This window comes from Arthrobacter hankyongi (genome assembly GCF_022012395.1).
Lineage (GTDB): Bacteria > Actinomycetota > Actinomycetes > Actinomycetales > Micrococcaceae > Crystallibacter > Crystallibacter hankyongi.
On sequence record NZ_JAKLTQ010000014.1, the window covers coordinates 69,153 to 89,426 of the forward strand.

General features: G+C 71.0%; 18 protein-coding genes. 4 read left to right on the plus strand and 14 right to left on the minus strand.

Annotated features, from left to right (window positions below):
* Window positions 1-23 precede the first annotated feature (23 nt).
* The 3 genes from topA to LVY72_RS16615 all read right to left on the minus strand — a co-directional run bounded on the left by topA (window position 24) and on the right by LVY72_RS16615 (window position 5,204).
* Entirely contained in the window at window positions 24-2,732 is a 2,709-nt protein-coding gene (topA, locus tag LVY72_RS16605; RefSeq protein ID WP_237822875.1) for a type I DNA topoisomerase, read from the minus strand.
* 141 nt (window positions 2,733-2,873) lie between these two features.
* Window positions 2,874-3,506, minus strand: a complete 633-nt coding sequence (locus LVY72_RS16610; protein ID WP_237822877.1) for an ArsR/SmtB family transcription factor — start codon at window positions 3,504-3,506, stop codon at window positions 2,874-2,876.
* A gap of 36 nt (window positions 3,507-3,542) precedes the next feature.
* Window positions 3,543-5,204, minus strand: coding sequence for a DUF7059 domain-containing protein (locus LVY72_RS16615; protein WP_237822880.1), 1,662 nt, complete (start codon window positions 5,202-5,204; stop codon window positions 3,543-3,545).
* Window positions 5,205-5,277: 73 nt separating this feature from the next.
* Here LVY72_RS16615 and LVY72_RS16620 point away from each other — a divergent pair, with 73 nt between their 5' ends.
* Entirely contained in the window at window positions 5,278-5,847 is a 570-nt protein-coding gene (locus tag LVY72_RS16620; RefSeq protein WP_237822881.1) for a GNAT family N-acetyltransferase, read from the plus strand.
* Window positions 5,848-5,864: 17 nt separating this feature from the next.
* Here the strand turns inward: LVY72_RS16620 and trhO are convergent, their stop codons facing one another.
* On the minus strand, window positions 5,865-6,758 hold the full coding sequence (gene trhO / locus LVY72_RS16625; RefSeq protein ID WP_237822883.1) for an oxygen-dependent tRNA uridine(34) hydroxylase TrhO: 894 nt from the start codon (window positions 6,756-6,758) through the stop codon (window positions 5,865-5,867).
* 95 nt (window positions 6,759-6,853) lie between these two features.
* On the opposite strand from trhO, the gene LVY72_RS16630 reads away from it, so the two are divergent.
* The gene (locus tag LVY72_RS16630; RefSeq protein WP_237822885.1) at window positions 6,854-7,531 is read left to right on the plus strand and encodes a GNAT family N-acetyltransferase; all 678 of its coding nucleotides are present in this window, start codon (window positions 6,854-6,856) and stop codon (window positions 7,529-7,531) included.
* Between the two features lie 54 nt (window positions 7,532-7,585).
* Window positions 7,586-9,925: a DEAD/DEAH box helicase gene (gene sftH / locus LVY72_RS16635; RefSeq protein ID WP_237822887.1), complete on the plus strand. Its 2,340-nt coding sequence runs from the start codon at window positions 7,586-7,588 to the stop codon at window positions 9,923-9,925.
* A gap of 49 nt (window positions 9,926-9,974) precedes the next feature.
* Here the strand turns inward: sftH and LVY72_RS16640 are convergent, their stop codons facing one another.
* From LVY72_RS16640 to ssd, 7 genes are all read right to left on the minus strand, one after another.
* Entirely contained in the window at window positions 9,975-10,424 is a 450-nt protein-coding gene (locus LVY72_RS16640; protein ID WP_237822890.1) for an Rv3654c family TadE-like protein, read from the minus strand.
* Window positions 10,425-10,428: 4 nt separating this feature from the next.
* Window positions 10,429-10,842, minus strand: coding sequence for a TadE family type IV pilus minor pilin (locus LVY72_RS16645; RefSeq protein ID WP_237822892.1), 414 nt, complete (start codon window positions 10,840-10,842; stop codon window positions 10,429-10,431).
* Window positions 10,843-10,874: 32 nt separating this feature from the next.
* Window positions 10,875-11,234, minus strand: coding sequence for a DUF4244 domain-containing protein (locus LVY72_RS16650; protein WP_237822894.1), 360 nt, complete (start codon window positions 11,232-11,234; stop codon window positions 10,875-10,877).
* A 242-nt stretch (window positions 11,235-11,476) separates the two neighbouring features.
* Complete coding sequence (locus LVY72_RS16655; protein ID WP_237822896.1) at window positions 11,477-12,043, minus strand: type II secretion system F family protein; 567 nt, start codon at window positions 12,041-12,043, stop codon at window positions 11,477-11,479.
* Window positions 12,040-12,615, minus strand: a complete 576-nt coding sequence (locus LVY72_RS16660) for a type II secretion system F family protein (protein ID WP_237823030.1) — start codon at window positions 12,613-12,615, stop codon at window positions 12,040-12,042. The genes LVY72_RS16655 and LVY72_RS16660 overlap by 4 nt, the downstream gene beginning before the upstream one ends.
* Before the next feature lie 152 nt (window positions 12,616-12,767).
* The gene (locus tag LVY72_RS16665; protein WP_372463725.1) at window positions 12,768-13,964 is read right to left on the minus strand and encodes a TadA family conjugal transfer-associated ATPase; all 1,197 of its coding nucleotides are present in this window, start codon (window positions 13,962-13,964) and stop codon (window positions 12,768-12,770) included.
* Window positions 13,961-15,070, minus strand: a complete 1,110-nt coding sequence (gene ssd, locus LVY72_RS16670; RefSeq protein WP_237822898.1) for a septum site-determining protein Ssd — start codon at window positions 15,068-15,070, stop codon at window positions 13,961-13,963. The genes LVY72_RS16665 and ssd overlap by 4 nt, the downstream gene beginning before the upstream one ends.
* Window positions 15,071-15,203: 133 nt before the next feature.
* Between ssd and LVY72_RS16675 the strand changes: the two genes are divergently transcribed.
* Complete coding sequence (locus LVY72_RS16675; RefSeq protein ID WP_237822900.1) at window positions 15,204-16,883, plus strand: bifunctional 3'-5' exonuclease/DNA polymerase; 1,680 nt, start codon at window positions 15,204-15,206, stop codon at window positions 16,881-16,883.
* Between the two features lie 28 nt (window positions 16,884-16,911).
* Here the strand turns inward: LVY72_RS16675 and LVY72_RS16680 are convergent, their stop codons facing one another.
* From LVY72_RS16680 to LVY72_RS16690, 3 genes are read right to left on the minus strand one after another with little or no spacing between them, the layout of a single operon-like run.
* Window positions 16,912-17,616, minus strand: coding sequence for an NUDIX hydrolase (locus LVY72_RS16680; protein ID WP_237822902.1), 705 nt, complete (start codon window positions 17,614-17,616; stop codon window positions 16,912-16,914).
* Window positions 17,613-18,437, minus strand: a complete 825-nt coding sequence (gene nth, locus LVY72_RS16685) for an endonuclease III (protein WP_237822904.1) — start codon at window positions 18,435-18,437, stop codon at window positions 17,613-17,615. The genes LVY72_RS16680 and nth overlap by 4 nt, the downstream gene beginning before the upstream one ends.
* A complete protein-coding gene (locus tag LVY72_RS16690; RefSeq protein ID WP_237822906.1) occupies window positions 18,424-20,010 on the minus strand; it encodes a hypothetical protein in 1,587 nt (528 codons plus the stop codon). Before LVY72_RS16690 ends, nth begins: the two co-directional genes overlap by 14 nt.
* Window positions 20,011-20,274 lie beyond the last annotated feature (264 nt).

The following is a 20,274-nucleotide window of genomic DNA, read 5'->3' on the forward strand; positions in this document are numbered from 1 at the left end:
GCAAACGCCGGGCCCGGCGTCGGCTACTTGGCCGCCGCAGTCCGGCGCCGGGCGGGCTTCTTGGCCGGGCTCTTGGCCCGTTTTTCGGCCAGCAGTTCGACGGCCTGTTCCCGGGTCAGTTCCTCGATGCTCGTCGAGCGCGGCACGGTAATGTTCGTGACGCCGTCGGTAATATACGGTCCGAAGCGGCCTTCCTTGACCACGATGTTCTTCTCCGACACCGGATCCACGCCGAACTCGGCCAGCGGCGCGGCGGCGGTGCGCCCGCCCCGGGTTTTCGGCTGTGAATAGATCTCCTTGGCCTGCTCGAGGGTGATCGTGAAGATCTCCTCCTCGGAACCGATCGAGCGCGAGTCCGTGCCCTTCTTCAGGTACGGTCCGAAGCGGCCGTTCTGCACGGTGATTTCCTGGCCCTCGTCATCCGTGCCCAGCACGCGCGGCAGGCTCATCAGCTTCAGCGCGTCCGCCAGGGTCACCGTGTCCACCGACATGGACTTGAACAGCGAGCCGGTGCGCGGCTTGACCTTGGCAGGCTTCTTCGGCGGCTTGGGCTTGCCGTTCTTGTAGTACTCCACCGGCAGTGCCGCCAGTTCCTCGGCGGTCAGCTCCGGGATGACCTCCGTGACGTAGGCCCCGTAGCGGCCGTCGCGGGCCACGATGCTCCGTCCGGTCTCCGGGTCCTGGCCCAGCACACGTTCGCCCGGCCCCTGGGCCTCCATCAGCTCCAGGGCTTTGGCCGGGGTCAGTTCGTCCGGGGCCAGGTCCTCGGGGACATTGGCGCGCTCCGGCTCGCCGCTGCCGTCCGCGGCGGCACGTTCCAGGTACGGACCGAACTTGCCCACGCGCAGCGTAATCCCGTCGGCGATGCCGATCGAGTTGACCACCCGGGGATCGATTTCGCCCAGGTCGTTGACCACCGTCTGCAGCCCGGTTTCCTTCCGGTCCCCGAAGTAGAAGCCGTTCAGCCAGTCCACCCGGCGTGCATCGCCGTTGGCGATGCGGTCCAGGCCTTCCTCCATCGCGGCGGTGAAGTCATAGTCCACGTAGTCGCTGAAGTGGTCCTCCAGCAACTTCACCACGGAGAAGGCGATCCAGCTGGGCACCAGGGCGGAGCCGCGCTTGCGGACGTACCCACGGTCCATGATCGTGGAGATCGTGGTCGCGTAGGTGGACGGGCGGCCGATGCCTCGCTCTTCGAGCGTGGCCACCAGCGAAGCTTCGGTGTAGCGCGGCGGCGGGGAGGTTTCGTGCCCGACGGCGGTGACTTCCTGGGGCGAGAGCTGGTCGCCTTCGTCCAGGTTCGGCAGCCGGCCGCCCTCGGCGTCGTCCTCTTCATTGCGCGCGGCGTCCCGGCCTTCCTCGTAGGCGGCCAGGAAGCCGGGGAAGGTGATCACGGTGCCGGAGGCGGTGAAGACCGCGTCCTGCCCGTCCGCGGCGGTGGCGCCGAGGCGCACCGTGGAGGTGGAACCCTTGGCGTCGGCCATCTGGGAGGCGACGGTGCGCTTCCAGATCAGCTCGTACAGCCGGTACTCGTCGTTGCCGAGCTTGCTGCGCACCTGCCCCGGGGTCCGGAACGAGTCCCCGGCAGGCCGGATCGCCTCGTGCGCTTCCTGGGCATTCTTGTTCTTGCCCTTGTACACCCGGCGGGAGTCCGGCACGTATTCGGGCCCGTAAAGCTCGGCGGCCTGCCGGCGGGCCGCGTTCACGGCCTGGTCGCTCAGCGCCGGGGAGTCCGTACGCATATAGGTGATGAAGCCGTTTTCGTAGAGCCGCTGGGCCAGCTGCATCGTGGTCTTGGTCGAGAAGCCGAGCTTGCGCGCGGACTCCTGCTGCAGCGTGGAGGTGGTGAACGGCGCCGCCGGGCGGCGGGTGTAGGGCTTGTTCTCCACCGAGCGCACCGCGAACGCGGCGCCGCCCAGGGATTGCGCCAGGGCGGTGGCTGCTGCCTCGTCCAGGTGCACCGCGCCGCGGGTCTTCAGCATCCCGCGGTCGTCGAAGTCGCGGCCGCTGGCCACCCGGGCGCCGTCCAGCTGCACCAGCCTGGCCTTGAAGGCGCCGCCCTTGGCGGTTTCGACCGGCTCGACGACGGCCAGCAGGTCCCAGTAGGCGGCCGAGCGGAAGGCCATCCGCTCGCGCTCGCGCTCGACCACCAGCCGGGTGGCCACCGACTGCACGCGGCCGGCAGACAGGCCGGCCTTGATCTTGCGCCAGAGCACCGGCGAGAGCTCGTAGCCGAACAGTCGGTCCACGATCCGGCGGGTCTCCTGGGCATCCACCAGGTCCGAATCGATGTCGCGCAGCTCCTGGAGGGCGCGCTGGAGGGATTCGGGGGTGATTTCGGAAAAGGTCATCCGGTGCACCGGGATCTTGGGCTTGAGCACCTCCAGCAGGTGCCAGGCGATCGCCTCGCCTTCGCGGTCATCGTCAGTGGCCAGGTAAAGTTCGTCGGCGTCCTTGAGCCTGCTCTTCAGCTCGGCCACCGTCTTCTTCTTGCCCGGCGAGACCACGTAGTAGGGCTCGAAGTCGTGCTCGATGTCGACGGCGAACTTACCCACCGAAGTCTTTTTCAGCTCGGCGGGCAGTTCCGATGGCTGCGGCAGGTCGCGGATGTGGCCCACCGAGGCAGTGACCTCGAACCCCTCGCCAAGATAACCCGCAATGGTCTTGCTCTTGGCAGGAGACTCCACGATCACGAGTTTCTTACCGGTCTTTTCGCGGGCCTTGGCTGGCACGATTCTCCTACGTCAACTTCGGTGGGTGGTACTGCGGTGCGTCGCTCCCCCGTTGCACAGGGCAGTTACCAGCACAAGGTTAGCCGCAACTTCCCTCCGGTGCGGAAACCCGGCCGCGGCGGCGGTGCGGCCGGGCCTCCGTCAGCCGGCTTCCTCCGCATCCAGGTCCCCGGGCAGGAACGAAAGGACGTAGTACAGCTTTTCGGCCCCGTCGCCGCGGTTTTCCGGGTTGGTCGTGGGGCTGTAGTCCAGCAGGATCTCCCCGATCCGCCGGCCCAGGTCCGCGCGCTGCTCGGCGGTCAGGTAGAACCGTCCGGTACTCAGGGCCGCCAAATGGCCCTCCTGGCGCCAGGTGTCCGGGTTCGGGGTCTGCTTGTCCCGTTTCATGTACTTGGCCAGCCGGGCCCTCAGATCGTTCAGCTCCACGTCCACCACGCCCATGGTGGCCGCCGTGCTGTCCGCCACGGAGGTCACGTCCAGCCGTCCGGCTGCGGCCTGCCAGTGCCGCTCGCGGCCGTCCCCCTGGTTGGCGCTGCGCTTGACGAAGCCCCACTTCTCCAGGGCACGCAGGTGGTAGCTCATGGCGCTGGGGGTAAGCCCGTGCCGCTGGGCCAGCTCGGTGGCGGTGGCCGGCTGCTGCGTGTCGAACAGTTCCTCGATGACCTTCAGGCGCACCGTATGGGCCAGGGCGCGGATGGCCCGGGCATCGGAAATATTTACCCGGTCCCCGGCCGGACCGGAAGGATCCACCGGCGCTGCTGCTCCATTGGTCATGGAAAATAAGTGTAGTGCGCCATGGAGCACGCGTTGTCAAGATCCGGTGCCGGAGCCCGGCAGCGGCACCGTCGGCGCACGTCCCGGCGCCTCGGCCGGGACCAGGTAGCCGTCCTCGACCAGGTTGCGCACCTGGCCGGTCAGCCGTTCGGCAAACTCCTCCCCGGGGTCCTCCACCAGCGTTTCGAGGGCGGCGACCAGCCGGCCCACGGGCAGCTCGCCGTCGCTGGCGGCAACAAAACCGGCCAGTTCCGAGCTCATCAGGTTGGTCCGGCGCAGCCCGGCGCCCTGGCGCAGCAGGATAACCCCGGGGTGTTCCGCGCCGGGCCGCTGGTGCCGCTCCTCGGTGACGTCCCCGGCCGGGCACAGATGCTGCTGCGCGAAGTCCGCCGCGTGGGCCCGCAGCCAGTCGTGGCGTTCCACTGCCGCGGCCAGGTGGGGGCCGATCGGCTGCTCGATCGGGTAGGTGATTTCCTCGAAGCGGCGCAGCCGGCCCGCGCCGCCGTCCGCCGCCCGGCGCAGCCAGATCATGCCGAAGCCGATGCCCGAGACCTGCCGGGAGACGAAGTCCTCGAGGTAGGCCGCGTAGGCGTGCTCGTAGTGTTCCGCGTCCCGGTTCTCGGCGGCATCGCGCAGCCAGGTTTCGGCATACTGTGCGGGGCTGAGGCGCTCGCGCTGGATAATCCAGGCCTCGGTGTCCGGGGACAGCCAGCCCTCGAGCCGCCGGTGCCAGGGCTGCTCCTCGCCGCCGTCCTGGCGGATCTCCCAGTTGCCCAGCAGCTGGGCCGTCCCGCCGGGCACCAGGACCCCGGGCAGCCCCGCCACGAGCCGGGCGACAATATCGTCCCCGGGCAGCCCGCCGTCGCGGTAGGTGAACTGGTCCGCGGCGGTTTCCGCCGCCGAACGCGGGGTGATCACGAACGGCGGGTTGGACACCACCAGGTCGAAGCGCTCCCCCGCCACCGGTTCCAGCAGGGATCCCAGCCGCAGACTCACCCGCTCCTGCAGCCGTTCCGGGACCAGGCCCAGCCGGCCGGCGTTGAGCAGCAGGTTGAAGCGGGTAAAGGCCAGCGCCCGGACGGAGATATCCGTGGCCGTGACGTGGCGGGCGTGACTGAGCAGATGGAAGGCCTGGATCCCGCAGCCGGTGCCCAGGTCCAGGGCACGATCCACCGGCGCCCTGACGGTCAGCTGGGCCAGCGTCAGCGAGGCCTGGCCGATACCGAGCACATGGTCATGCCGCAGCACCCCCGGGCGCTGGTGTGCACCCAGGTCGCTGGCCACCCACAGGTCCAGATCCTCGGAGGCGTAGGGGCGCAGGTCCGCGAGGGCGCGGACCTGCCCGGCCTCCGCTTCGGCCAGGCCCAGTTTCTGCAGCCCGGCCGCTCCGGTGGCGGGCAGGGCCGCGGCCACCGCCTGTTCCGGAACCGGCCGGCCCAGCAGCCACAGCCTGACGACGGCGGCCAGCCCGGCCGCCTGCCCCGGGATCTTCCCGGCACCCACCTGCCGGCCGGTCACCTGCAGGGCAGGCACCAACTGGTCCCGGCCGAAGGCCTCATAGGCCTCGGGCCCCAGCAGCGCCGCGACACCGTCCACGGTGTAGTCCAGCCGGGCCAGGTCCCCCGCCAGCGCGGACAGCAGCCGCAGGTCGTGGCTTTGCGGGGCATCCGGGGTACGCCCGGCATCGAAGTCAGTCACGGCACCAAGCTTAAGTGGTGTTGCGTTTAAGCGGTGTTGCCGCCGGGCGGCACGACGGTGGTTGAATGGGCCCATGCTCGTCACCACCACCCATCTGGAACAGACCTCCCCCGGCCAGCTCGAGGCAGGGGCACGACCGCTGCCGGCCGGGAGCCGGGTCGAACGGGTGGAGGCGGTCACCCCGGAGTTCAGCAAGTTCCTGTACCGGTCCGTGGGCAGTGGCTGGAACTGGGCGGACCGTCTGGCGCTGACCCGGGCACGGTGGCAGGAGCTGCTGGACACGCCCGGGTCCGAAACCTGGGTGCTGACCGACGGCGGGGCCCCGGCCGGGTATGTGGAACTGCTCGGCCGGCCCGAAGCGGCCGGCACCGCCGTCGAAATCATGTATTTCGGGCTCTTCCCCGAGGCGATCGGCCGCGGCCTGGGCGCCGGGCTGCTGACCGAAGGCCTCCGCCAGGCCTGGCAGCTGTCCGTGCGCTGGCGGGGCTTCGCCCCGGTGCACCGGGTGTGGGTGCACACCTGTTCGCTGGACGGGCCGGCGGCGCTGGCCAACTACCGGGCGCGGGGAATGACCGTGTTCAAGACCGAGGTTCAGGACCTTGAGCCGCAGGACGCGTCACGGGGCCTGTGGCCCGAACCCTGACCGGCCGGGACCGGGGCTCAGCCGGCGCAGCCGCCGGGGCAGCGCAGGGTCTGTGGCTGCGCCGCGCAGCCGGCGCAGTAAAGCGTCAGCTTCCGGCAGGCGGGATTCGAGCAGTTCTCGAACTTGCTGGTGGGCGCCTCGCAGCGGACGCACCGGCCGATGGTTTTGGCCTCCGGGGTGAACTCCAGGTGCATGCGGCGGTCGAAGACGTACAGCGAACCCTCCCACAGCCCGGAGTCCCCGAACGCCTCGCCGTAGCGCACGATGCCGCCGTCGAGCTGGTACACCTCCTGGAACCCGCGGTTGACCATCAGCGCCGAGAGCACCTCGCAGCGGATGCCGCCGGTGCAGTAGGTCACCACCGGCTTGTCCTTCAGCTCGTCGTACTTGCCCGAATCCAGCTCCTTAATGAAATCGTGGGTGGTCGCCACGTCCGGCACGACGGCATCCTTGAAGCGGCCGATCTGCGCCTCGAAGGCGTTGCGGCCGTCGAAGAAGACCACGTCCTGCCCTGCCTGCTTCCTGGCCTCGACCAAGGCATGCAGTTCCTGCGGCCGCAGGTGCGTGCCGCCGCCGACGACGCCGTTTTCGTCCACTTTGAGCTCACCCGGGGCCCCGAAGGAGACGATTTCCTCCCGGACCTTCACGCTCAGCCGGGGAAAGTCCGCGGCGCCGCCCTCGGACCATTTGACGTCCAGGTTCCGGAACGCGGGATGTTCGCGGGTGGTCTTCACATACTGCTTGACCGCGTCCAGTTCGCCGCCGACGGTTCCGTTGATCCCGTCCGGGGAGATAAGGATCCGGCCGGTGAGTCCAAGCTTTTCGCACACGGCCCGCTGCCACAGCCGGATGGCCTCCGGGTCCGGGAGCGGAGCGAAGGCGTAATAGAGCACAATCCTGTTCAAAGCCACGTATTCAAGGGTACGGGGCCGGCCGCCGTGCCCTGCTCCGGATTGGCCCGCGGCCGGGGTGCCGAGAGGCACCCCGTTTAGGTACTGTTCTAGACATGGCCATCGATTACACACGAGATGTACCGGACGACCTGCTGCCCGCATGGGTCGCCGGTTGGTCCGCATGCCGCGGCTACTCCCCCGCCACGGAAGAAACCGGTCATCCCGCGATCGTGCTTTCGGACAAGACCGGCGACTGGGAGTATTTCGCCTACGAGCCCGCCGAGGACGAGTTCTCCGACCTTGCGGCCCAGACGGCCCAGTCCCCGAAGCGGATGCTGACGGTGCTGACCCGAAACCCGCAGCGGATCCACGAGCTCGCGCCCAAGCACAAGCTGCGCGTGCACCACAGCGATCAGTCCATGATGGTTACGGATATGTCCAACCAGGACGCCGAGGATCCCTGGTACCGGGACCCGGATTTCAAGACCGAGGTGGTGCGCAAAGGAAATGTGCACGAAGCCCGGGTCACCTACCACGGCGAGGACGCGGCCCACGGCGTGGTGGCCGTCGTGGACGGCTTCGCCATCTTCGACCACATCGAGACCAACGAAAAATTCCGCCGGCGCGGCCTGGCCACGCACGTCATGCGCGCACTGATCGCCTCGACCTTCGAGCACATCGTGGAGACCGGCCTGCTGATCGCCTCCCACGACGGCCAGATGCTCTACAACCACCTGGGCTGGGACACGGTCTGCGACGTGATGATCCTCAAGCCGGTAGACGCCCCCTGAGCCCGTCTGCCTGCCGCTTCCGCCCGCCGGCGGCGGAAGTGGCAGAATTGTCCGGTGGCAGCAGCTGATTCCCTGATCAACCTGCTCGGCGCCGGGCCCGACCCCGAACAGCTCGTGCACGTGCGCGAGCTGCCCTCCCGGGCCGCGGTGCACGAGCCGTGGCCGGACTGGGTCCACCCGGATATTCTGGCCGCGTATGCGTCCCTGGGCGTGCACACCCCTTGGCGGCACCAGGTCCTGGCTGCCGAATCCGCCCACGCCGGCAGGCACACGATCATCGCCACCGGCACCGCCTCCGGAAAATCCCTGGCCTACCAGCTGCCGGCCCTGGACGGGATCCACCGCAGCGCCCTGACGGAGAAGGCCAGCCTGGAGCCGACCGGCGCCGCCGCCCTGTACCTGGCCCCGACCAAGGCCCTGGCCGCGGACCAGCTGACCGCGGTCAAGGCCCTGGGCCTGCCCACCGTGCGTGCCGAAACCTACGACGGCGACACGGACCCGGGGGCGCGGCGGTGGATCCGCGACCATGCGAACTTCGTGCTGGCCAATCCGGACATGCTGCATTTCGGCATCCTGCCCAACCACGCCTGGTGGGCGCGGTTCTTCCGCCGGCTGAAGTTCGTCATCATCGACGAGGCCCACAGCTACCGCGGCGTGTTCGGTTCCCACGTGGCCAACCTGATGCGCCGGCTGCGGCGGATCTGTGCCAGTTACGGGGCCGATCCGGTCTTCATCGGCGCCTCGGCCACCTCGTCGGACCCGGGGACCTCCTTCGGCCGGCTGATCGGGGCCGAGGCCGTGGCCGTGACCGAGGACTGCTCGCCGCATGGGGCCACCACGGTGGCCTTCTGGGAGCCCCAGCTGACCGAGCTCAAGGGCGAGAACGGCGCCCGTGAGCGCCGGACGGTGATCGCCGAAACCGCCGACCTGATGGCCAACCTCGTGTCTTCGCAGGTGCGCACCATAGCGTTCATCAAGTCCCGACGCGGCGCCGAAAGCATCTCCTCGATCACCAAGCGGCTGCTAGACGAAGTCCATCCTTCCCTTCCCGGGCGGGTCGCCGCCTACCGGTCCGGCTACCTGCCCGAAGAACGCAGGGAGCTGGAAAAGCGGCTGCGTTCCGGAGCGCTGCTGGGGGTGGCCAGCACCTCCGCGCTCGAACTGGGCATCGATATTTCCGGCCTCGACGCGGTGCTGGTCGCCGGTTGGCCCGGCACCCGGGCCTCGCTGTTCCAGCAGATCGGACGCGCCGGACGCGCCGGCCAGGACGCCCTCGCGGCATTCATTGCCAGCGACGACCCGCTGGACACCTACCTGGTCCATCATCCCGAAGCGGTCTTCGATGTCTCGGTCGAAGCCACGGTGTTCGACCCGTCCAACCCGTACGTGCTCGGTCCGCACCTGTGCGCGGCGGCCCAGGAGCTGCCGCTGGTGCCGGGCGAACTGGAGGTATTCGGCCCGACCGCAGCGGGGCTGCTCGAGGAACTGACCGCCCGCGGCTATCTCCGGCGGCGGACGGCAGGATGGTACTGGACCCATCCTCAGAGCGCGGCTGCGATGGTGAACCTGCGCGCCGACGGCGGCGGACCGATCAGCATCGTCGAAGCCGATTCCGGCGCGCTGCTGGGAACCATGGACTCCCCGCAGTCCCACTACCAGGCCCACACCGGCGCGGTCTACGTGCATCAGGGCGAGACCTACGTGGTGGAGGAACTCAACGAGCAGGACCACTGCGCCATCGTGACCCGGTCCAACCCGGACTATTACACCCAGGCCCGGGACATCACGCAGATCGAGGTGCTGCAGCGGCTGCGCGGCGAGGACTGGGGCGAAGTCCGGGTGGACTTCGGCGAGGTCAAGGTCACGACAAAGGTGGTCTCCTTCCAGCGCAAAGCCTTCGTCTCCAACGAGATCCTGGGCGAAGAGCCCCTGGAGCTCGAGGCGCGCGATCTGTTCACCAAGGCGGTGTGGTTCACGATCGACGAGCGCCGGCTGGCCGCCGCCGGGCTGATCACCGCGCGGATCCCGGGCGCCCTGCACGCGGCCGAACACGCGGGCATCGGAATGCTGCCGCTGGTGGCCTCCAGCGACCGCTGGGACATCGGCGGAGTCTCCACCGCCCTGCACGCGGACACGGGCAAGCCGACAATCTTCGTCTACGACGGCCATCCCGGCGGTGCCGGCTTCGCCGAACGCGGGTTCGAGGCCGCCCGTATCTGGCTGGCCGCCACCCGGGACGCCATCCTGGCCTGCGAATGCGAGTCCGGCTGCCCGTCCTGCGTCCAGTCGCCCAAATGCGGCAACAAGAACAATCCCCTGGACAAGGACGGTGCGGTCGTACTGCTCGAAGCCCTGCTCGCCCACGCCGGAGCCCCGCTGGCCCCGGGAACCTGACCAGGCCCGCTGCCGGCCCGGAGCGGACCCCAGGACCGGCGGACGCACCTCAGGGCGGCGGACCGGCGCGTGCCCGGCCGGCGGCCTCGGCGCGGCCGGCCGCCAGCACTCCCCACACCGCCGGCAGCGGCACCGCCGTGTCCACGTCCACCACCGCGCCGCCTGGTCCGGAGCGGCGGCAGGCCCGCAGTTCGGCCTGCTGCCCGGCGGCCACCTGCGCAGCCAGGCGGCACGGCTCCCCTGCAACCAGGCCCCGGGCCGCATCTGCGGCGGCCAAGGCCGCCAAATCCGCCGCCTTGCCGGCCCGGGCCGAGGCCAGGCTGGCCTGGGCGGCACCGGCGAGCGCAGCCAGCAGGAGACACAGGACCAGGGCCAGCCCGGCCGCCAGGACGGTGCCGGCACCGTCCTGGCGGCCGGCGCGTTTCTGGCTCCCGGTACCTTCCCCACTCGCCACGGCGGCCACCGCGCTCCGGCGCCGTGTGCACCGTTCAACTGCCATGCCTTCAACCACCATGTCCGCTGCCTGTCCCCGGGTCCGGCCCGGCGCCGGTCCCCGGCTGTTCGGCCGGGGCCGTCGCCTCGGCGGCCAAGGTCCAGCCGCTCCAGGGACCCCAGGGACCGGGCACCTGTGCGGTCACCCGGACCGACACCCAGCCACCGGACGTGGCGGCGGCAAGCCCGGCACCCTCGCCGGCGATCCTCCTGGCGGTCGCGGCGGCCTGCCCTTCCGGTTCGCCGCGGCCGAGCTGACGGACCGCCGCCTGTGCCGCCTTTTCCAGCTGCAGCTGCGTGACTGCTCCAGTGGCGCCGGCCAGCAGCAGGCCGAGCAGTGCGACCACTGCCGGCAGCACCACGGCCACCTCGGCCGTGGCCGCTCCACGGTCGGACCGGCCGATGGAGCCGAGGCGGGCGGGCAATGCCGCGAGGCTGCGTGGATCCCCGGTGCCGCTCACACCACGGACAGGGCCTGCTCGATAATGCTCATGAGCAGGCCCCGGACTTCCCCGCTGCGCATGATCAGAACCAGCAGCCCGGCAAATCCGACGGCCGCGAGCGTGGCGATGGCATATTCCGCGGTCGCCATGCCGGCATCCGAGCCGGTGAGGAACCACCGGTTGCGTTTCCTGGCCCGTGCCTGCCGTGCCGCCGGCAAGGCGATAACCTCGGCCAACGGCTGGTTCGGCGTATCGCGGCCCTCGTCCGGGCTCCCCGGGCCTCCGGCCGCGGACTGCCGGAGGTCCACCCCATCGTTCGTGTCCGCGGCCAGCGCCGCCCGGCGGGTCCACGGTTTCTTCAGTGCCAGCAACATTTCTTCCTCCTGGGTGTGTCGCCTGGATGGTTCCCGGTCTCCCGGCCCGCTGTGCTGCGGTACCTCCAGCCTGCCCGGGCACCGCCGGGGCAGGAACCGCCCGGATCGGGCAACTGGATAAGTCCGGTCCGGGCGGAAATGTGGAGGAGAAGAAGCCGGCAGTCCCCGTCCGTCGGGACTGTGCGAGCCACCGGCGCACCGGCCACGCTCCCGACCCCCCTGTGCCGGTGCCGGCACCTCAGTCAGAGCCGGGGCAGCAGCGACATCAGCACCGGAAGGACGCCGAGGCAAATGAACGCCGGCAGTGCGCAGAGCCCGAGGGGCAGCACCAGCTTGGTGCCCAGGGCGGCAGCCCGCCGCTCGGCTTCCTGCCGGCGGCGGCGCCGGACCTGGTCCGCCTGCACATACAGGATCGCCGCGGCCGGGGCTCCTGTCACGGCACCGAACCGGAGGGCTTCCTGCAGGTCCTGCAAATCGCCGTCCCGGCCGGCCAGCAGCCAGGCATTCTGCCAGTCAGTGCCTAGCATCAGCGCGGCTGCCACCGTCTCCAGCTCCTGCCGGACCGGCGGGGTGCAGACCCGGGCCAGCGTGGCCACCGCATGCGGCAGCGGCGTTCCGGACTGGATCATCGCCCCGAGCAGCTCCAGCATCAGGGCGGTATCCAGCCGGCCGCCCGGCCGCCGCGTCCGGCGGCCGGGCGGGTCGTCGCGGCGACCGGGGGCGCGCGGCCGGGGCGGCCGGACCGGCCGGTGCGGGGTCAGCAGCCACAGCGCGCCGAAGGCCAGGACGGAGGCCAGCAGGGCCGTCATCGGCGTTCCGGGCCGTCCGCTGCGCCGGCTACCAGGCGGCGGCTCCACACCCTGCCCAGGGCCATCAGCCCGGCTCCGGCCGCCAGCACCAGCCAGCCGGCGGGCATCGCCAGCAAGGTCCCCAGCGGATCGACTCCCATCAGCATGCCGAGGCCAAGGCCGAGCAGCGGCAGCCAGGCGAGCAGCGCCGAGGTGGCCTTCGGCCCGGCCAGCGCCGTCCGGCGTGCCGCCGCGGCGTCCAATTCCTGCTGCAGATGGTCCGCGTAGTGCTCCAGCAGCAAGGCCAGCGGCGCCCCGGTCAGTTCGGAGACTTCCCAACAGGCCGCCAGATCGGTCCAGGCACGGTCGAAGCCCGGGTCCACGCCGGTCCTCGGTCCGCCGCCGTGCCGGAGGGCCTCCGCCACACTGAGCCCGAGTTCTGCTGCGCGCCCGGCGGCGCCGATCCGGGGTGCGAGCACCGCGGCCAGAGTACCGGCCGGGGCAGGGCTTCCGGTGTCGTAAACGCGGGCGATGTCCTGCCACATGGCGGCGGGAGTCCGGCCCGACCGCAGCAGTGAAGCCAACTGCCGCACCACCACGGGCAACTGCCCGGCCAATGCGTCCGTTGCCCGCGCTGGCCGGTGCCTCCGGACGGTCCGACCCTGCGGTGCCACCGGCCGGCCGCTTTGATCGGCGCACAGGACAAGGCCGGCCGCTCCCGCCAGCAGGAAAACCCACAGGCCGGTCATGGCCCGGGTATCTTCCCTGTGTCCTGTCCGGGGAACAACCGGCCGGCGAGCGCCGCCCAGCCGGGCCCGAATCCGATCCCGCCCACGGCGTTAACCAGCGCCGGAACGGCCTCGAGGTTTCCGGCCCCGGCCAGCTGCAGCAGCGCGACCTCCTGCACGCGGCGCCCGGTGGGCCCGCGCTCCAAGTGGATGACCAGGTCCAGCGCGCTGCCTGCCTGCAGGGCCAGGGCCTCCCGGCTCAGCCCGGCCAGCGCGCCCATCGCCGCCAGACGTGCCGGAACGGCGTGCGCGGAATTCGCATGGATGGTTCCGCCCGCGCCGGCGTGGCCGGTATTCATGGCCGCGAGGAAATCCGCGACCTCGGCACCGCGGCATTCGCCGACCACCAGCCGGTCCGGCCGCATCCGCAGGGCCTGGCGGACCAGTTCGCCCAGATCCACCGTGCCGGCACCTTCCACATTGCTGTGCCGGGTGCGCAGCGCCACCACATGCGGGTGCGGCGGATCCAGCTCGCCGGCATCCTCGACCAGCACCAGCCGCTCCCGGCTGCCGGCCAGGCCCAACATGGCCGAGAGCAACGTGGTCTTGCCCGATCCAGTGGCTCCGCTGATCAGGAAATTCAGCCGCTGCGTGACGATGGCTTCCACATACTGCTGCCACCATGGTCCGCCGCTGAGCAACTCGGCCAGCGGGAATCCGCGCCGGCGCCTGATCCGGATGGACAGCAGCGTCCCGCCGGCCGACACCGGCGGCAGTACGGCATGCACGCGGTAGCCGTCCAGCTGCACGTCCGCGCAGGGACAGCTCTCGTCCAGCCGACGGCCGCCGGCGGCGATCAGCCGGGCAGCCAGGGCCCGCACCTCGGCGTCGCTGCCGAACGACACCGGGGCACGGTGCAGGCCGTCCTCGCCGTCGGTCCATACCTGGTCCGGGCCGTTGACCAGGATGTCCGTCACGCGTTCGGAGCCGGCCAGTTTCTGCAGGGGCCCGAGCCCGCGCAGGTCCGCGGTCAGGGCATCGACCGCTTCCAAGGCGCCGGTGGTGCCCAGCAGCCTGCCGCTGGACCGCAGCGCCTCGGCGACTCTGGCACCGGTCACCGGCGACGGGTCGGACAGAACCGCCGCGCGCACCGGCCCCAGGCCTTCCGGCCCGGATTCCCCGGGCACCGTCCAGCCGTCGCGGGCGGCCGTCACCGCCGGTCCCCGGTCTGCCGGCCGGCGGCCAGCAAGCCGAGCAGCGGCCGCGTCCGCCGAGCCACGGCACGGGTACGGCCTTTGGCCAGCAGCCGGCCGCCGTGTTCCACCGCCACCATGCCGGCCAGCCGGGGAATGTACGCCCCGAGCGGCAGCTGCAGCCGCTCGGCGGCCAGTTCATCATCCATGCCTGCCGGCAGCGGTCCGCGGATGACGGCCAGCGGCACCAGCGGCTGCAGCGCGGCGGCCGCCGCGGCAGCGGCGCGCAGTCCCCGCTCCCCCGCGCCGGCAACCAGCACGGCCTGACCGGCCTGGCCCAGCCAGCCGTCGAGGCCGGCATGCAGGCGTCCCGCGTCAATGATCACCAGATCGAATCCGGCGGCCGCTGCCGAAACGGCCTCGCGGACGACTTCGACGGGGACCTGCCGGCCCGTGCCAGCCGGCTCGGGCCCCCAGGAGAGCAGGGAGAATCCCCCGACCACCGGCAGCGCGGACTGCAGCTGGGCCGGGCCGATCGACCCTTTCACCCCGGCCAGGTCCTGCCAGCGCAGCCCCGGCTCCGCCTGCGCACCGAGCAGGCTGTCCAGCCCGCCGCCGAGCACGTCCCCGTCCACCAGCAGTGTCGGCACGCCGTCGGCGGCGGCCTGTGCGGCCAGCCAGCAGGACAGCGTCGAGCAGCCGAGTCCGCCGCTGCTGCCGAACACCGCCGCGACGGTCCCGGTCCGGTCCGGATGCCGGTGCCGGCCCAGGTACTCGGCCAGCCAGGCGGCAGCATCGGGCAGCACCGCCACCCGGTGGGCGCCGACGGCGGCTGCCAACTCCCACAGCCGGGCGGATTCTGCGGCAAAGCCCACCACAATGACGTCCCCGCCCACCCCCGGCATCCCTCCGGTGGCCCCGCCGGCCAGCAATACCGTAGCCCCGTCGGCCGCCACGCCAGGTTGCCCGGGCCCGTCCACTACCCGCAGCGCCATGCCGGCGGCAGCAGCGATGCGCGCCACTTCATCCTGCAGCCGCTCGGTGGCGGCGACCAGCACCACCTCGGGCGGGGCCTGCCCGGGCGTCCAGCGCCGCGGGGCCTCGCGGCCCCGTACTCCGTTCCGCATCCATCCAGCCTGCCGCCGGCCAGATCCACCCGGAAGACCGCAGCCGCCCGCTGTGCACGCGCCCCGCCGCAGCCGCCACTGTGGAGGAAGACCCGCCGGTCGGGCCGCACCGGGCACCGGGGAGAATGGAACCATGTATCTCGTCCTGGCGTCCGCCTCCCGGCAGCCCGGGGATCCGCCGGGACCGGAGCCGGAAGCCTGCATCCAGCCCGCCGGCGCGGACGGGACGCCGTCGGCACCCGCCGTCGTCGTCCCGGCAGGCGGCCTGCCGGAAACCGTGCAGCGGCTGGAGGCACCCGGAGTCCGCTGGGTCTGGGCCGGCACCCGCAGACACTACCTGCCACTGCTGCGGGCCGGCGTGACAGTCGAGCGCTGCCATGACCTGCTCCTCAGCCGGGCCATCCTGGCCCACTCCGAATTCGCCCCGCAGACGCCCTACGTCCTGGGCCTGCAAGGCACCTTGCCGACGCAGGAGGCGCCGCCGCCCGGGCAGCCAGAACAGTCAGCGCTCTTCGAGACCGCCCGGCCGGGCCCGCCGCTGGAGGACCTCGTCCAGGAACTGGGCTGTCAATTGGCGGCGGTGGCCCAGTCTCCGCAGTCCGCGCGGCTGCGGCTGCTGCTGGCCGCCGAATCCGCCGGCGGCCTGGTAGCTGCCGAAATGGAAAACGCCGGCGTGCCCTGGCGCCCGGACGTGCACCGGCAACTCCTGACCGAATACCTCGGTCCCCGGCCGCCGGACGGCCAGCGTCCCCGCGAGCTGGAGTTGCTGGCAGCCCGGCTGCGCAGCGAACTGAACAACCCGGGATTCAACCCGGATTCACCGCAGGAACTGCTCCGTGCCCTGCACCGGGCGGGCATTGAAGTCACCAGCACCCGGTCCTGGGAACTGCGCGAGCACGACCACCCGGCGGTTGCCACGCTGCTGCGGTACAAGAAGCTGTCCCGGCTGTATACCGCCAATGGCTGGGCCTGGTTGGATGCCTGGGTCAGGGACGGGCGGTTCCGGCCCGAGTACGTCGCCGGCGGCGTGGTCACCGGCCGCTGGGCCTCGCGCGGCGGCGGGGCCCTGCAGATCCCCCGCCAGGTCCGGGCGGCGGCACGGCCGGATCCGGGATGGAAATTCGTCGTGGCGGACGCGGCGCAGCTGGAGCCGCGGGTGCTTGCCGCCCTGGGCCGGGACCAGGCCCTGGCTGCGGCCGCACGTGGACGGGACCTCTACCAGGGCATTGCCGACGCCGGCTTCGGCGGCGACCGGGCCCAGGCCAAGGTGGCGGTGCTCGGCGCCATGTACGGGGCGACCACCGGAGAGTCCGGTCGGCTGATGCCTCGCCTGGCACGGACCTACCCGCAGGCCATCGCCGTCGTCGAACGTGCGGCCCGGGCCGGCGAGGCTGGCCGGGTCGTCAGCAGCCATCTGGGACGCAGCTGCCCGCCGCCCTCGGACCGCTGGGTGGCGGCACAGCGCAGCACCACCGCGCAGGAACAGCGCCGGGCCGATGCCGCGGCGCGCAGCCGCGGACGGTTCACGCGCAACTTCGTCGTGCAGGCGACGGCTGCGGAATGGGCCCTGTGCTGGCTGGCCGAACTGCGCCGCCGGCTGCGCGTCCTGGCTGCCGACGGTACCGCCGTGGGCGAGCTGGTGTTCTTCCTGCACGACGAGGTGATGCTGCATGTCCGGGAAGAGCACGCGCAGCTGGCCTGCCGGCTGGTCGAGGAATCCGCGGCGGCGGCAACGCGGCTGATGTTCGGGCAGCTTCCGCTGGAATTCGCGGTCTCGGTGACCGTCGTGGACTCCTATGCGGACGCCAAATAGGACCTGCTGCGCACCGGACCGGATGCCGTCAGCGGCGGGCGTCCTCCGGTCGTACCGGAGCCGGGATTTCCCGGGTGCGGTCCCATTCCTGGGTCCAGCCGGCCTCGTCGAAAACACTGCTCAGGATGGCCGCGGTGAAGCCCCACACCACCACGCCATTGACGGCGAAGGCCGGTCCACGGAAAATCCTGCCCGCGCGGCGCAGGACGGTGGTGTACCGGTTGTCCGGTTGCAGCAGATCCGCCACCGGCACCCGGAACACCTGCGCCGACTCGTTGAAATCCACCACGGCGACGGGTGAGGGCAGCGTCCACCAGGCCAGTACCGGGGTCACCAGGAACTGGCTGACCCCCAGCGGAACATCCTGCAGGGTGCCCAGGATGTCGACGCCGGCAGCGTCCAGTCCCGTTTCCTCCACGGCTTCGCGCAGTGCGGCTGCTTCGGGGCCGTCATCGCCCGGGTCGATGCCCCCGCCGGGAAAAGCCACTTGGCCGGGATGGTCCGACAAGGTACCGGCACGTTCGATCAGCAGCACGTCCAGGTCATCCGGCACCGCTGCCGAATGCGACAGGGCCGGGATCGCGTCCAGGGGCCCGAAGAGCAGCAGCACCGCGGCGCGCCGGAAGGCCTGCGGATCCAGGTCGTCGAGCCGCCACCGCTCGCGTTCGCGCACTGACAGCCGTTCGCCCAGCGGACCCGAGACGAGCCGCTCCAGATCAGCTTTGGCACTCATGCGTCCAGCTTAAAGCCGGCGGCCCGCAGTTCGGCCCGGCTCTGCCCGGCCAACATCCGCGCCAGCAGGTCCTCCCGGCCGGGCGCCAGCTCGTACTTGAGGAGCTTGCTCGATTTTGCCGGATCCACCTCGCCCTCGCCGTAGGACGGGCACCACTGCGCCACCGCGCAAACACCGCATGCGGGCTTGCGGGCGTGGCAGACGCGGCGGCCGTGGAAGATCACCCGGTGGGACAGCATCGTCCAGTCCCTGGGCTCGAAAAGCCTCGCCACTTCGGCCTCGATCCGGACCGGGTCCGAGGCCTCGGTCCAGCCGAACCGCCGGGCGAGCCGGGCGAAGTGAGTGTCCACGGAAATACCTGGAATGCCGAAGGCGTTGGCCAGCACCACGTTCGCCGTCTTCCGGCCAACCCCCGCCAAGGTCACCAGATCCTCCAGCCTGGCCGGCACCTCGCCGTCGTACTCATCGACAATCCGGGTCGCCAACGCCCGTAGGTTCTGCGCCTTGGTGCGGAAGAAACCCGTCGGCCGGATCAGTTCCTGCAGCGCCGCCTCGTCTGCTTCGGCCAGCCTCCGGGCGTCCGGGTAGCGGGCAAAGAGTGCCGGCGTCACCTCGTTGACCCGGACATCGGTGGTCTGGGCGGACAGCACCGTCGCCACGACCAGCTCGAAGGCATTGCGGAAATCGAGTTCCGGCACGGCATACGGGTACTGTTCCGACAGTGCCTTGTAGATCCGCCGGGCACGGCGCTTGAGCGCCAGCTCGGACTCCGGCGCGCGCCTGCGCGGCTTCGCGCCGGCACCGGCGCTAGGCGCGCTCAATGTTGGTCAGGTCCCGCAGGACACCCACCCGGCCGTCGGTGTGCTGGACCAGGAATTCGTCTCCGCGGTCCTGCAACGCCAGGATCCAGGCACCGGGCTCAAGGGTGAAGACCGGAGCCCCGGTGTTTTCATCAAACACCGGGCGGGTCCGTCCAACGGCGAACCAGAAGGCTTCGTAGACGGCTTCCTCCGGTTCCGCCGCGGCCTCCCGCGTCGCGGAAATCGGCTGGTCCCGGGCCGGGCCGGCCGCAACAGTGTCAATGGCCACGGTCGCCGCCTGGTTGGTGCCTGTGGTCCTGACGGCGGGAGTTCCGGACGCTGCTGCGGGCGCGGGTTCGGTACCGGCCGGCGTCCCGCGGCCGGAATCCCGGGCAACCTCACGCGGCGGGGCAGACGCCGTGGCGGCCTCCGGCTGCTGCTTCTGCTGCCCCGCCTGGACGGCACCGGCCGTAGCGGCCTCCGGCTGCTGCTTCTGCTGCCCCGCCTGGACGGCACCGGCCGTAGCGGCAGCTGCGCCGCCGGCCGTGCCGGTCTTCGCCGCACCGCCGGCCTGCGCTGCAGCCTGCTGCGCGCCGCGGTCTGTCCCCGCCGCTGCAGCAGCGCCTTGCCGGACCTGTCCGGTTCCAGCCGCGGCCGGGCCGGAACCGGCTGCCGCTGGGCCGCTCTTGAGCTCGGCCGCGCGCGCGGCGTCCGCGATGGCGTGTTCGGTATCCGGCAGGCCCATGGCCTCGCCGTCGGCGGCGCCCGGCGCAACCGCGTCTGCCGCCGGACCTGTTGCGGCGGAGGGCGCCACGGGGACTTTGCCAGCCATCTTTCGGGGTTCCTTCGCAGCAACTGCCGCAGGCCCCGCTGTGGCTCCGCTGGTTGCCCCGGACGGGCCGGCTCCTGCCGGGGCAGGCGCCGCACCTGTTCCGGTCACGTCCGTGGCGGGACCGGCTGCGGCGGTGGCCTTGCCGGCACCGGCCGCCGGAGCCGCGGCTGCACCTGCACCGGTTGCAGCTGCAGCGGCGCTGCCGACCGGGGTTTCCTTGGTTTCCTTCCGGACCGCCGGACCCGTCGGCTGGGCAGACTTAGGCCTGGCCGGCACGGCGTCGCGCGCCACCGGGTGCGCGGGAATCTCATGCCGCCCGGCGAAATCCGAGGCGAAGCCGGGAATCCACGGGGCGAAGACTGTAGCCGTCAGCAGGCCCAGGCTGCCCAGGAACCCGACGACCGCCCCGAGGCTGAAGACATTGACCATGACCAGGAAATAGAAGGCGGTCGCGAACGAAGCCGCGACGGAAGCGAACTGGTCCACCGACAGGGAGCCGATACGCAGCTTGGTCTTCGGCGCAATGCGGCGGATGACGAACAGCACCAGCACTGCGGCCGGCAACAGGATGCTCAGGGCCAGCTGGAACAGGCCGGCCGAATTCCAGGCGTTCAGGCCGATCCCGCGCACCACCGCCGTCGGCAGGACCGAGGCCAGGAACAGCAGGGCCACCGAGACCGCGACAATAACGTCGCGCAGGGTGAACGGACCCACTAAGGCAACGCTGGCCTCGCGTTCAGCTGCCATTGTCTGATCTGCCATCTTGCATCTCCGATCTTCGCTGCTGCTGAGCCGTCCGCGGCACTAGCGATGGTCTTTAGCCTAATAAAGGTTCCGGGCCTTCACTAGTTGCCGCTCCGTGCATGCATCAAACCGTTCACCGCAGGATCCGGCCCGCTGGCGGCAGCATTGTGACTCGAAACACGAAACAATTTCGGCAAGCGCTAATGTGGTGAACAGCACCAGTGGCAACGGCCGCCTTGTGCGCTATTGCCATGTCCGCCGCGACACCATGAAGGGGTCTTT

Excerpts from the sequence above, each read along its gene's own strand:
- LVY72_RS16610 (WP_237822877.1), bottom strand. The coding sequence starts at position 3,506 with ATGACCAATGGAGCAGCAGCGCCGGTGGATCCTTCCGGTCCGGCCGGG.
- LVY72_RS16620 (WP_237822881.1), top strand. The coding sequence starts at position 5,278 with ATGCTCGTCACCACCACCCATCTGGAACAGACCTCCCCCGGCCAGCTC.
- LVY72_RS16630 (WP_237822885.1), top strand. The coding sequence starts at position 6,854 with ATGGCCATCGATTACACACGAGATGTACCGGACGACCTGCTGCCCGCA.
- LVY72_RS16640 (WP_237822890.1), bottom strand. The coding sequence starts at position 10,424 with ATGGCAGTTGAACGGTGCACACGGCGCCGGAGCGCGGTGGCCGCCGTG.
- LVY72_RS16650 (WP_237822894.1), bottom strand. The coding sequence starts at position 11,234 with ATGTTGCTGGCACTGAAGAAACCGTGGACCCGCCGGGCGGCGCTGGCC.
- LVY72_RS16655 (WP_237822896.1), bottom strand. The coding sequence starts at position 12,043 with ATGACGGCCCTGCTGGCCTCCGTCCTGGCCTTCGGCGCGCTGTGGCTG.
- ssd (WP_237822898.1), bottom strand. The coding sequence starts at position 15,070 with ATGCGGAACGGAGTACGGGGCCGCGAGGCCCCGCGGCGCTGGACGCCC.
- LVY72_RS16675 (WP_237822900.1), top strand. The coding sequence starts at position 15,204 with ATGTATCTCGTCCTGGCGTCCGCCTCCCGGCAGCCCGGGGATCCGCCG.
- LVY72_RS16680 (WP_237822902.1), bottom strand. The coding sequence starts at position 17,616 with ATGAGTGCCAAAGCTGATCTGGAGCGGCTCGTCTCGGGTCCGCTGGGC.
- LVY72_RS16690 (WP_237822906.1), bottom strand. The coding sequence starts at position 20,010 with ATGGCAGATCAGACAATGGCAGCTGAACGCGAGGCCAGCGTTGCCTTA.